Origin of the sequence: Blautia sp. MSJ-9 (assembly GCF_018919065.1) — a bacterium.
GTDB lineage: Bacteria > Bacillota > Clostridia > Lachnospirales > Lachnospiraceae > Blautia_A.
Window position 1 is genome coordinate 18138 of sequence record NZ_JAHLQG010000015.1, and the last position, 12620, is coordinate 30757.

General features: G+C 35.4%; 11 protein-coding genes and 2 pseudogenes. 1 reads left to right on the forward strand and 12 read right to left on the reverse strand.

The annotated features are described in order from the left end of the window. Window positions 1-92: 92 nt before the first annotated feature. The 5 genes from KQI87_RS03870 to dcm are packed head-to-tail and all read right to left on the reverse strand — an operon-like array spanning window position 93 to window position 5603. The gene (locus KQI87_RS03870; protein ID WP_118392745.1) at window positions 93-401 is read right to left on the reverse strand and encodes a hypothetical protein; all 309 of its coding nucleotides are present in this window, start codon (window positions 399-401) and stop codon (window positions 93-95) included. Further along, on the reverse strand, window positions 376-2514 hold the full coding sequence (locus KQI87_RS03875; protein ID WP_216458975.1) for a histidinol phosphatase: 2139 nt from the start codon (window positions 2512-2514) through the stop codon (window positions 376-378). Before KQI87_RS03875 ends, KQI87_RS03870 begins: the two co-directional genes overlap by 26 nt. Before the next feature lie 32 nt (window positions 2515-2546). Further along, complete coding sequence (locus KQI87_RS03880; RefSeq protein WP_216458976.1) at window positions 2547-3464, reverse strand: DUF6602 domain-containing protein; 918 nt, start codon at window positions 3462-3464, stop codon at window positions 2547-2549. 27 nt (window positions 3465-3491) lie between these two features. Further along, complete coding sequence (locus KQI87_RS03885; protein ID WP_216458977.1) at window positions 3492-4370, reverse strand: Eco47II family restriction endonuclease; 879 nt, start codon at window positions 4368-4370, stop codon at window positions 3492-3494. Further along, the gene (gene dcm / locus KQI87_RS03890) at window positions 4371-5603 is read right to left on the reverse strand and encodes a DNA (cytosine-5-)-methyltransferase (protein ID WP_216458978.1); all 1233 of its coding nucleotides are present in this window, start codon (window positions 5601-5603) and stop codon (window positions 4371-4373) included. Between the two features lie 181 nt (window positions 5604-5784). Here dcm and KQI87_RS03895 point away from each other — a divergent pair, with 181 nt between their 5' ends. Then, window positions 5785-6243 (forward strand): very short patch repair endonuclease, encoded by a 459-nt coding sequence (locus KQI87_RS03895; protein ID WP_216458979.1) that lies wholly within the window; start codon window positions 5785-5787, stop codon window positions 6241-6243. A gap of 852 nt (window positions 6244-7095) precedes the next feature. On the opposite strand, the gene KQI87_RS03900 is transcribed toward KQI87_RS03895, so the two are convergent. The 7 genes and pseudogenes from KQI87_RS03900 to KQI87_RS03930 all read right to left on the reverse strand — a co-directional run bounded on the left by KQI87_RS03900 (window position 7096) and on the right by KQI87_RS03930 (window position 12572). Then, window positions 7096-8151, reverse strand: coding sequence for a helix-turn-helix domain-containing protein (locus tag KQI87_RS03900; RefSeq protein WP_216458980.1), 1056 nt, complete (start codon window positions 8149-8151; stop codon window positions 7096-7098). 220 nt (window positions 8152-8371) lie between these two features. Continuing rightward, complete coding sequence (locus KQI87_RS03905) at window positions 8372-8959, reverse strand: DUF2812 domain-containing protein (RefSeq protein WP_216458981.1); 588 nt, start codon at window positions 8957-8959, stop codon at window positions 8372-8374. After that, window positions 8956-9279, reverse strand: coding sequence for a PadR family transcriptional regulator (locus KQI87_RS03910; protein WP_117997571.1), 324 nt, complete (start codon window positions 9277-9279; stop codon window positions 8956-8958). Before KQI87_RS03910 ends, KQI87_RS03905 begins: the two co-directional genes overlap by 4 nt. A gap of 150 nt (window positions 9280-9429) precedes the next feature. Further along, window positions 9430-9612 (reverse strand): annotated as a pseudogene (locus KQI87_RS03915) (TnpV protein); the annotation flags it as partial. Window positions 9613-9616: 4 nt separating this feature from the next. Next, complete coding sequence (locus KQI87_RS03920; RefSeq protein ID WP_330655668.1) at window positions 9617-10909, reverse strand: plasmid recombination protein; 1293 nt, start codon at window positions 10907-10909, stop codon at window positions 9617-9619. Continuing rightward, window positions 10899-11231, reverse strand: a pseudogene (locus KQI87_RS17470) (AAA family ATPase); the annotation flags it as partial. The gene KQI87_RS03920 and the pseudogene KQI87_RS17470, both read right to left, overlap by 11 nt. 399 nt (window positions 11232-11630) lie before the next feature. Continuing rightward, complete coding sequence (locus tag KQI87_RS03930; RefSeq protein ID WP_216458982.1) at window positions 11631-12572, reverse strand: helix-turn-helix domain-containing protein; 942 nt, start codon at window positions 12570-12572, stop codon at window positions 11631-11633. Window positions 12573-12620 lie beyond the last annotated feature (48 nt).

Here is a 12620-nt window from a genome sequence, read left to right on the forward strand (position 1 = left end):
CAAATGGTGATTTTTCGTGTGATTTGTGTGGGGAAATCCAGATTTTCCATTGTGTCCGTGTGGTTTTGGGGGATTTTGTTATCATGGTGTTATCACTGCATTTTTAGTTTTTCTGGCATATTTTTTCTCACATTCGTAATCTCTTTATTTAAATCTTTTATATATTCTTTACACACATCTATATATAATCCTGTTTTATATTCTGGATTTTCCAAAAACTGTAATTCAACGGGATATTTTGTAATCTCCGTAAGTAACTTTACAAATATGCTTTTCAAATTATTTTGGCTTTCATCATCATTAAGGCATACTTCTGCAACTTCTTCAAAGCCAAATACTAAATAATCTTTATTTTCTCTTTTCTCCAAATGTACATTAATCGCTTTGCTTTCCTGATTCATAAATATCCTTCCTATCATAAAATGCAGTTTTACCGCCCTCAAGAGTATGCATACTTTCTTGAGTCCAGTTTTTAGTGTCTGTTTCATCATCTATATTTCTAAGTTCATCATAAAAAGGATTACCAACATACGTTTTATATATTCCATTCTCATGAGTTCTTAGTATACTAATATACGGAAGCGTACCAACAGCAATATTAGCATTATGTGTTGCTATAATTACTGTTTTTCTCCGTTTTGCAAGATCAGTTAACTTCGGAAGTATATTAGAAGTTATATATGAATTTCCCATTCCCAGTTCTGGTTCATCCAAAATATATACATCACTTTCTGAATCCAATAACTTTTGCATCAGTAGAATTCCTCGTTCTCCATTAGATGGTCTGTAAATTTCTCCATTTTCTAATGCCGTTTCTTTAGATACCCCTATAAAAGCTCCTATATCTTTAATTCCATCATCATAGAATTCTTGAAACTTTGATACTTCTTCCGATATATTCTCTTCCAGGACAGCTTTCTTTATCCCATCTATTACAAGTTTACAATTTCTTAATACAGTTATTCCCTGTTTAAATTCATCTGTACGTGATTCTTTGGTTAACATTCTGTATCGTGTTTGAATATATATATCACCTTTTTCCTCAAGGTTTCCCAAATATTCTTTTTCAACCTTATCCTCTACAGAAAACGTACTACATATTTCCTCGACATTTTCAAACAACTTAAAACGTCCCATAGCGAAATCATAAAACCCTACACTGCTAGGTTTTGATATCGTATCAGAACATTTGTCCGCTATTGCTTTTATCTTATCAATGCTCCAATTTGTAAGCTTAATACTTTTATCACTGTTCCACTTTTGCATTTTTGCATCATTGATATTTTCACATAATTTTCCCAATAACAGCATTAAAGTTGTACGTTCTTGCTCATCCAAATATTTTTCTATATCAATTTTTTCAAATGTAGACTCTGTAAATTCTTTCAAATATTTATAGTCAGATTCAAGTTTTCGGTCACGCACTCCCTCCTCTATATGTACACTCTCTGTTATTTTCATTCTCCCTTTATTTTTATTGTTATCTTTTGTTTCCATCCAACTTATATATTTTTCAAAAGACGTTGGTAATTCTTCTTTCCAGTTATAAACATCAATAAACTGTTGCCTCATACTATCCAATTGAAGCTTATCAGGTGTGGCTATTATATCATTAACTTTTAACATTTTCGAAAAATCTGAATCTTTCTCATTGCCTTTGTAACTTTCCATTGCAATTCCATTTTCAATATAATATTTTTTTAAAGATTCAAGGATTTCTGTTTTTCCCGTTCCCTTCTGCCCGAAAATAATATTAATATCTTCATAAAAAGGTAATTTAAAGTTTACTTTTTTATATGGCGATACAGGAATCTCTTTTTTTCGTTTTTGATTGAGCAAGGTATCTATGATTTGTACATCTTTTTTTGCTAACAAGCAAAATTGTTCAAATGTTTGTACTGGCAGTCTTATATCTGCAAACTTGCTGGTTTCATACTTATTCCAATCCTGCACATCACTTCCTATAATAACACTATAATCAAAATTGGAAAAAACGCCAAGGCTTCGATAATCAGACGTTTCCTTAAATAGTCGGCTAGAATCGGGTAATAATTCCCCTAATTCCTGAATATCCTCATCTGACAGTTTAGGTTCTTTATGAAAATGTGGTATATAAATGCAATCACATTTCCCTAACGTTTCATATACTTTTTTCACACCAATTTGAAATGTATTTACATCTTCATCGTTAACCAATTCCTGTACTTGAGTATTAAACAGTTCAACATTTTTAGGATTAGCGATTACAATCAAATGTCCTCTTTTACAATTTCCCTTTTGATCTGCCTTTCCTATAATATCAAGTTCTACCCCTGGCCAAATATCACAATATCCTTCTGTGACATCTTTAAATTCTTTGTATTGCATATAATCAAATTGATTATGATTTGTTATTGCAATAATTTTAACCTCCGCTTCAATAACCTTCTGAAAAAATTTATCCTTGGTAACATTTCTTGTATAAGCATCGCCTGTTTTTACCTTCTTCGTATGACAATGTAAATCGATTCTCATAATTGCCTCCCCATCTCAGTTGTAAAAGTGGGTTAATCTATAACCATACCCCATTCATTCCAAAATCCACCATTTTTTAATCTATATATATTTTCTTGTGTTTCTTCAGACAATATACTCCATTCCCATGGTCTAGAATATCCGCTACCGCTACCAGAAATATTTAATTTTCTCATGTAAGTTACAATATCTCTTACACTTGGATATCGCCACGCAATATTTTGAAGCAGATCAAAAACACATGAACCTACAGGAGTAAAAAATTCTTCTTTATTATCCGATGCTATGTACCCACTCATAACATAATTTCCCTTTAGACCTTTTCCGTTATCATAATTTGGCACTATCATCTTTTGAGATTTCCATACCCCTAAATCAGCAACACATATAATATCTGGAATCTCTCTAGGATGTGTAACACATTTTTCATCATATTCCCAAATGGCCTTTTCAATATTTTCTTTCGGATTCGAATTTTCCTTTTTCCATTCGTGTGAATGCGCTAATAATCCGTAGTAAATTTTGCTTTGTAAGTCTTTTCTCGGCGTTCCATTCTCATTAATAGCTAATTTTTCTATCTTCTTTGAATGCTCTATAAATTCGCCAATATGTTTACGTCTTAATGTAGTTTTACATTCAAATGCAGCCACTACTCCTCCAGATAAATATTCCTTGCAATTCAACAAACTTTTAGGATAATCTGGTGATAAAACAATCACATCCACTTGCGGACTTGTTTCCCCTGAATCACTTAATATCCTTCCCTTTGTAACTATTTGAAAATAAGGTGGAATCCAAGATTCCAAAAGTTCTTTCCAGTTTTCTTCTCCTTGATCCCCTGCAGTTCCTGGATCTTCATTCACTCTTCTACAAATTCTTGTGTATTCATCCGAAATATTACTATTTGCCTTTTTAAAAAAATCAAATAAATCATGTGTCGAAGTGCTCATGTTCATTCCCCACCATTCTTTATATGCCTATTTTAACCGTTTCACATATTCATAAATCCGTTTCAGCATTCCATCTTTATTTTCTCCTAATTCTCCACGGATTTTATCACCAAATCCCATATATGTATTGAATCCAAGCATATATACAGCCATTGCCATAGACAGCTCTCCGTTTTCATCACCATACAATGATGCCACTTTTCTCAATTCATCAATAACCGTATCATGTGGTACTTCAACACCGCCTTCTTCATTTACAACAGAATTGATTACCTCCGGCAATGCCATACACATCTTATAAAATGCATCTTCTTCGCCAGTGAGAATTGCATAAAACTGATCCATGCTCACACGGCGAATCAATCTATGCTGTACATTTTTCCCATCAACTTTTGTTGACCATTTTATATTCTGTGATTTCTTTGCAATTGCTTCAACTAACAGACACGCACAATCATCGTCTTCCAGAATCTGTCCTTGCATTTTTATATATGTTTTTGCGGAAGATGCAGAATTCATAGTATTGTGTTTGTTTTTCATTTCCACATATATTGTATGTACAATATCTCCATCTGGCATTTGTATTCCATCGGGATTTCTGTAAATAACATCCCAGCCTGCCTGCGGGACTTCGCAGCCTTTGAAATAGGAAAAAATATTCTGATGAAAATATCCTATATCATTATTATTAGACTTATCTCTCTGCCGGAAAATTTCATTATTTACAATTTCTTCCCAGCTTGTACGATACACCGATTTATCAAAAATCAGCTTGATCGGATCAATCAGGTTACTATTGAACCGCTTCAAATCATACGATTCCAGTTTTTCTCCATATTTCATAATCGTTGCACGCACATGCTTCTTAAAATCTTCTTCTGATATAAAATCTAAATTCCACGCCATTTATTTTACCCCCTCTAATGATTTATGTATCTCTAATCCAATTTCATATGCTAAATTGACAGGAACAGCATTTCCAACCTGTTTATACTGAGATTGAACACTTCCACAAAATTGCCATTCATCTGGAAATGTTTGACATCTTGCATTCTCACGTACCGTAAACGGTCTTGCTTCCAATGGATGACATCTTTCTGTTTGCTTCTGAGACGGTGAAGTCAATACCGTCAATGACGGTTCATCCAAGCTCATTCTCCTAAGAATTCCTGTTCTTCCACCTTCCATATCCCAGCAACTTTTCATATATGCTTTTGCAATCTCCGGATCAATATCTCTCCAATATCCTCCAGGTGGAACTAATTCAAATATTTTCCTTTTATTTTCTCCATATGGTACCCCTGGTCCTTCTGGACAATCCAACAAAACATCTCTCAAAACAGGCTTATAATCATGTTCTTTTGGAAATGAGAATGAAACTTTTCCCACTAAATCATTTCTAATTCCAACAGTGATTAGTCTCTCTCTTTTCTGCGGCACACCAAAATCCCACGCATTTAAAATCTTTTTCTGAATGGTATATCCCGCCTGTTCAAAAATATTTGTTATTGTTGCATATGTTCTTCCCTTATCATGAGTCAGCAATCCTCGAACATTTTCAAATAAAAACATCTTTGGCTGTAGTTTTTGTAAAAAAGTTGCATAGTGATAAAAAAGTGTTCCTCTTGCATCTTCAAGTCCTAATCTTTTTCCAGCATAAGAAAAAGCCTGACACGGTGCTCCTCCCGATAATAAATCCAGTTCTCCTTTTTTTATACCAAAATAATCTTCCAAATCCAAACAAGATATATTAGCTATATCATCATGAATAATTCTCCAGTTCGGCCTATTGGTTTTCAAAGATTCTGCCGCATCTTTATCAAACTCTATTAGTCCCAATGGTTCAAATCCAGCTTTTTCTATCCCCAAAGCCAAACCGCCAGCTCCAGCAAACAGTTCTATGGTTGTAAATGAATCGCTATCGATTTGTGGTGATTTTTCTTTTTTTATCTCTACAACATCTTCTATCTTGCAATTTAATGTAAAACATATTTTTTCTATTGATTCAAATGAAACTGGCTCATTCTTTCCTAATCGAGCTAATACATTAAAACTTATTCCTGACGCTTCCTTCAATTCTGTGCGGTTCATTTTTTTATCTATCAGTAATTTCCATAATTTGTCATAACAAATCGCCATTAAAATTCCTCCAAAATCAAAAATAGTATAACTCATATTTTACCATATACCACAATTAGCAACAAGCAATTTTCTCACCATATCGTTAGATTTCCTCTTGTATGTTTCTTATCCCCTTTGCTATTTCTTCTGTTTTTTGATAATATATTTTCATCAGTTCAGGCAGAAAGAAGGTACCTATATGTCACGTGATTCCGCTACTGTTTCAAACAATATGCGTAAGATCCACAGTAAAGATACTTCCATAGAACTATTGCTCCGAAAAGCTCTATGGAACAAAGGTTATCGCTATCGAAAAAATTATAAAGCTCTCCCTGGTTCTCCTGATATTGTTCTTACCAAATACAAAATTGCTATTTTTTGCGATAGTGAATTTTTTCATGGAAAGGATTGGGAAATTCTCAAGCTCCGACTTGAAAAGGGGAAAAATCCAGACTTTTGGATCACAAAAATCGAGCGAAACCGTAATCGGGATTATGAAAATGATAAAAAACTTCTATTCCTAGGTTATACTGTTCTTCACTTCTGGGGGCAAGATATTTCCAAACATACAGACGAATGTTTGCAAGCCATTGAAGAAGCCATTTGGGATACAAAATTTTCTGATGTAGCAACTGATTATGATATATCCGAAGAATAACCTATACATGAGACTGTCCACAACACCAGCAAACAGCCTGGTATCAAAAGCGAAAATTATATATTCTGCTATCACAAGCGGTTGTCAGGATACTCTCCCGACAACCTTTTTCCCATACTGTTCGTTATTTTCTTCTGTCCTTTTATATATTTCCAGGCAACAGAAAAACCCCGGAAACCTTACGGTTCCGGGATATCTTACGCTTGGACACAATGTATCTTTCGGTACTCTATTTATATAATTTAAGATATTATGCTAAAATTATTTGATAACTGTGTCCTAATCCTACGGTACGTCTACTTTCACGATACTTTAATTCCGTTTTCTCTCTAGGATACAGTAAAAAACGGCTAATTTGCACTATTTATTTGACTGATTTCTTGGCAACAGAGTATGCTCAAAAAGATTCTCTTCTACAGCTAACAGCTACTTCTCTACCAACTTTATATTGCCCTGCAATTTTTAACTGTTATAATCGAAACACGGGCGCTCGTTTAGCAACGACCGAAACAGAGTGTAGACCTGTGACCCTCTGATTACATAGAAACCTGTAAAGAAATCCAGTGGAAAGGAGGGATAAGCCAATGAGTATTATTGACCTCATAGCAGTAGTGAGCTTCGGCTTAACCTGCTTTAGTATCGGATATACATTAGGAAAAGATAATCATAAACCACAAAAATAACCGCCCTGGTCTGGTAAACTAAGCGGTTATCTTTGATATCTTAATAGTAAAACGGACTAACCGTCTATCGGTAGCACTCTTTTTCTATAATCATATTAGCACGCATCTGTGGAAATGTCAAAAATTTTCTTCTTTCTCAACTATATCTATTTCCATACATTTTTACAACCTATTTCAAGTGTTCCTCAAAAATTAATTCGAGTTCCTCATTCCCTCTCAAGAATTCATACTCTTTCTTATTTTCAATTTCCGAATACAATTCACGAACAAAATTTTTTCCAACTCCCGAAAAGGCTTTTCCCTGTGCAGTATCTTCATACCTGTAATACAAAGGGGATTGTGTCATCTTCCAAGGCTTCTGTGATTCACTTAATAATTGCTTAATTAACTGAACACATTTTTCTACATCTTTTCGATATCCAGCAATCAGCAGATATGGCACAGTGTTGCCGTAATTCCATAGTCCAAACAACGATATCATGTGATCTGTAATCTCAGCAATTCTCTCTGCTTTATCATGATTTCCTGTTTCTTCTTCCATTTCAATTAACTTATACAAGTAGCTTTGAATATTGACAACTGCCTGTAGCAGTTTCCCTTCCAGGAATAACGCAGCAGTGTCTGTTCCTTCCTGATGTGCTAATACACTTGTTTTCATAATCGTTGCATCAATTACAGTATCAGGAATTTTTTTCAAAAGGGCATTTGCTTCTTCATATTTCTCCATTTGGACATATTTTGTTGCAAGTATAAAAACGCTTGAATTTCTCACTCTTTCATCCTGACTATCTGCTGTTCGTTCCAGCCACTCAATAATAGCTGTATTATATTCCATTCGTTCTTCGCCATTAAGATCTGACAAAGTCAAAGATCCGTTCAGAACGGTTGCGATCGTATATATTAATAAGTCGCAATGAGGATACTCCTGTATTTTACAAGATGCCATCTCGAAAGCCTCTGTAAAGCTGTCCAATGAAACTTCCGAAAGTTCATTCACAAATTGTCCAATCTCTTTTTCGGTCAATTCTTCACGAAACGAAAACAATTCATTCATATCAATTTTCAATAGTCGTGCCAAAGCTGGAAGTAATGAGATATCGGGATATGTATTTCCCTTTTCCCATTTATTTACCGCAGGAGTAGAAACACCCAGATAATTTGCCACCTGTTCTTGTGTTAATCCCGCAGTTTTTCGATAGTTTTTTATCTGCTCACCAATACGCATTGTTCACACCTCCTGTCCTTATTTCCATTATAGCGTTCCCAATACATGTTTACAATTGAGCCTTTGTTTACTTATTACTTTCTTTTTTTAACTTTCAATTAATTTTCTCTAATATTTATATCATCAGCAACAAACTGCCCACAAGTTTAAGAACGGGCTACTAACCCTCAAACAACCGTGTATTACATTGCATCAACTAAACCAACCTTGTTATCCTGAATCACCACTCCTTCATCTTCGCTTCATGCCTATTTTTCATAATTTGCAACTGGTATATAATGACAGGGATTAGAAAAATCACAGCAACTATGCCTAAAATAACAGACCGATTTACGGTAGCAAATGCCGCGAGCATAAGCATTAATAAAAGCCAGGGATTTCGCAAATTACTGTAATAATTTGCCCTATCTTCATGGGACGTATGAAGGTCAAAAGGTTTTCCATCATTTTCTTTTTCTACAATCAGCAATTCCCTGTTAAATGTTGTAGTGTTTGTTGCAACACGACCGCCAATTTCAGCCCACGGACGCCAGCGAACTTTACCAACAGAATAATTAAGATTGATATTTTTATAGAATACGGAATATCCCATTTCTTCCAAGAAATCATGGTAATCTTCAGCATTAGCTTTTGATTTTTGTCCTATAAACTCCACGCAATATTGAACTTGACCTGGCTTACATTTTTCAAATTCATAGAGTAATTTTCCCGTTCGAATAAGGCGATAACCTTTTTCAGCCATCTTATTCAGCCAGTTTTTCTGTACCGTCAATAGCCCACCAAAAAAACGATAACACTTTTTGCTCATAGTGTACCTCCTACAATTCCGCTTGCAATATCTACAAGTTCACGAAGTCTGATAAGTTCTTTTTCAGCTATCTCCTTTCCTTTTACAGTGATAAGATACTCTTTTTTTCTACCTTCACTATCTCCAAAAAGCTCAATCCACCCCTTTTCCTGCATTGAATTTAATGCACCATATAAAGTGCCTGCTCCCAATGAAAGCCGCCCACCTGTTTTTTCTTCAATGAACTGCATGACAGCATATCCGTGTTTAGGTGAATAGAGTGAAAGCAAAATATAGAATGTCACTTCTGTGAGTGCACCACTTTTCACATTATCCCTCATAGCATTCCCTCCTTATTACGGTTACTGTAATAACTATATCAGTAACCGTAATAAAAATCAAGAGATGTGAAATAAATCTTAATAAGCCGGATAGTATTATGCTTTTCCTGTTCAGTCCTTTACAAACAATACTTATACATAAAGTATTTCTCTTCCAGTCAACAACAAATATTGATATTTTGCTAATCTGTGTTCCTTCAGAAACTGTTTCCTCAGCATTCCATATTTCCCATATATCGGTTCTTCTTCATTCAGTGCCAAATCTGGCAAATAATAATCTCCATGCAAAGTATAGCTTAATCCGTTCTTTTCATCATAAATGTGTTTTTCCATAATCTTATCTCTCCATTTCTCTGTTTTTTGATTTAGTTTTCTTACGTTGCTGATTCTCCATCTCGCTCTTTTTCATTCCCCATACCAATCTTTCATGAATATTTCCCTTCGGCATTTGCTCCATCCATCGCTTTTCTTCCAGAGTTTTCTCATTTTGAATATCCTGCTGTACTGCAGCATCTACAGTTTCTATTCCCAGAACACGCACAACACAATCATACCTATAAGAAACACCTTGTAATATATCTTTTTCTTCTGACAATTTCTGATTGTCTTTACGCATATCATTCAGTTCGCTCTGAATACCATTATATTTCTGTTTCAGCTTTTGATATTTTCCCTTCCAATTTTCCACCTCTTTCATAAGTTCTTTAACCTGAGCCGCCATTGCAGCAACCTTATTCTTTAATCGAATAAACAGCGGTTTAATTTTTTTATCCCGATAAGTTACTGCCCGTTCCAACGTGCCTGCTTCCGGCAATAGCGTTTTAACCGTTCCATATTCTTTGATTTCTTTGCTCACATTATCCATAATCGGCTGTAGCTGTTCTCTGCGATCTTCCAGGCTTTTTAATTCTTTTTCTGCGTTTCCTGCCTTTTGTTCTGCTTCTTGCTTCGCCTTGATTGCCTGTTCCTTATCGTCTTTTAAAACCTGAATATCTACTCTGGATTCTGCAATTTGTGCTGTCAATTCTTCATTTTCTGCTGTTAGATACTCTTTCTCTTGTTCCAATTTCTGTACTTCCTTTTTACGCTCTTTTTTCTTAAAATTGTAAACATCCAGATGTTCCTCATGAGTACCTTTCTGTTCCCATTCAATTCCATATTGCTTTGCAATCTCTGCCAGAACTTCTTTTTCATGATTTATCCACTGATTCAGTTCTGTATCATGCTTATTTCCACCTTGAAATCCAGGACTTTTTAATGCCTGTTTCATCGAAACCCTTGTATCCATTCCTTTGCCTTTCCACCCCGTCACATAAGGAATAAAATCAATATGCAGATGTGGAGTAGCCTCATCCTGGTGCAGATAACAGCAAAATATCCGAAGTGTCGGATTTCGTTTCTGGAAATCTTTCACATACCCGTTCAGTACCTTTACAGCCAAATCTCCCTCATCTGTTCCAACAGCCATATCTTCTCGGTTTCCAATCTGGAAAATCACTTCATGGAACAGCTTTTCCTGTTTCCCTTGGCGAATCTTTTCATAATAATTTGTAATCTGCCGATCTTTTCTTTTCCCGACATTATACCGTTCTACAGCTTCATCAAACAGCTCTTTATGTAGCCAGATTATTTTTAATCTGAACCACTGCTCTTAAATCCGATTCTCCCTCTATTCTTCCTACCAGTAATACGCTTCTGGCTACCGCAAAAAAGTCAATCGAACCCATTCCTCTATGTGCAGCTTTATTTCCCCCAGCTTTATTCATGTGTCCGATTAATAAAATTGCACATTTATACTTTTCTGCCAGCAAGCTCAATCTTTTTGTCATATCCCTTGCTTCATTTGCCCGGTTCATATCCATTGTTCCTCCAAGGTATGCCTGAATCGGATCTAAAATAAGCACTCTCGCACCAGTCTGTTTGATAGCAGATTCCAGTCTCTCATCAATCATGAATCCAATGAACTCCGGTATGAACTGGATATAAATAATAAACTTCCCGGTGATATAGAAACAGAAACACAGAAATGGTATGCCGGACTTCGCTTTTATGGAAATAATCCGGAACATTCTTTAAACGCAGATATGTGTAAGAAAGAGAATCCACTGGAAAGGAGGGCTAAGCCAATGAGTATTGTGGACTTTATTGCAGTCGTGAGCTTCGGCATCACCTGCTTTTGTGCCGGATACACATTCGGCAAAGATAATAACAAGACACAAAAAAACCGCCCCAGCCTCGCAAACTGAACGGTTATTTTTAATCAATTAAGTATGTGGACTAACCGTCTATCGGTAGCACTCTTTTTCTATAATCATATTAGCACGCATGTGTGAAAATGTCAAAAATTTTCTTCATTCTTGGTTATTAATCTCCTTGATCAACTGTACTGCCTTCTCTGCATCATCGGTTTTCACGAATATATCCACACCATATATTCCAAATCCAGGTGCCCCATGCATTGCAACATTCGCACCTGCTTCCTGTGAAAAAGCTGCTATTCCATTTTGCTTTAACATTTCTACAAGTTGTTCTGTCTCTACTATATTCTGTGCATTATAAATTTTTGTCCATTCTACCTTAGATAGGGAAGTTTCCTTTTTCTCCTGAACATTTAACGAATTCTGGTTTCTTTTTCGATTAATAAATGCCAAGAGCCTAAGAATAATAAATGCCACAATAATAATGCCAATCAGAAATCCCAATGCTAATCGTGTTACCTGTGTTTCTGTAGCTCCCATTCTAAATAAGCATACACCATAGATGACGGTAAAAATTCCTGCAAATATCACACTGGTGAGAAAATCTCTCCATATAGTAGCACTTTTTGGCAAACATTTATCCCATATTCCATTATACACCATAATAGAGGCGTACAGGATTCCTCCTACCAAAGCAGTTGCTGTCTCTCCTAAAACCAAGCGAATATCCACAGTTAATAACATCTGAATAATAATCGCTAACACACTAATCACAAACATTGATGCGAATGCAAGATTTCCAGCCTTTAATGCTTTTTGTTTCACCCATCCTTCATACACCACAACTTTGTCCAGTGTTTCTTTCATCTCTTTATTCATAGTCTGGCTCCTTTCTCCATCCAGGAGCTCTCTCATCTCAACATCGTAATATTCAGCAAGTTGAACAAGTATACTGAGATCTGGCATATTTATTCCTGTTTCCCATCTGGAAACTGTTCTTGCAGATACCTCAAACTTCTCGGCAAGCTGCTCTTGCGTAAGATTCTTTTCTTTACGACATTGCTTTAAAAAAGCTCCAATCTTTTTTGTGTCCATGTCTCTACCTCTCTTCCACTTACAGCTTACCAATATGTACCCAAATTA